This window comes from Undibacterium sp. Ji42W (assembly GCF_049340405.1).
In the GTDB taxonomy this organism is placed as follows: Bacteria; Pseudomonadota; Gammaproteobacteria; order Burkholderiales; family Burkholderiaceae_D; genus Undibacterium.
In genome coordinates, this window is record NZ_JBMPOV010000088.1 from 1 (window position 1) to 255 (window position 255).

The 255-nt window shown below is 57.6% G+C and carries 1 protein-coding gene; it reads left to right on the forward strand.

Going from position 1 to position 255, the window contains the following annotated elements; all coding sequences use genetic code 11:
- A partial coding sequence (locus tag ACO0LG_RS29690; RefSeq protein WP_423032239.1) for an RHS repeat domain-containing protein occupies nucleotides 1-255 on the forward strand: 255 nt, incomplete at both ends.

Genomic DNA, 255 nt, shown 5'->3' on the forward strand with positions numbered 1-255 from the left:
AACTCACCACAGAAGATAACTACGAATACTATCTGACCGATGGTATCGGCATCACCAGCATCAAAGACCCGAACGGCAACACACTGACCTACAGCGACAGTGGTGTCACCCATTCCAATGGCACGGCAGCCACCTTTACCAGAGACGCCAGCCACCGCATCACCGCCATCACTGACCCGGCAGGCAAACAGCTCCGTTACGCCTACAACGCCACGGGGGACCTCATCAGCGTCACCGACCGCAATGGCGCGGTGT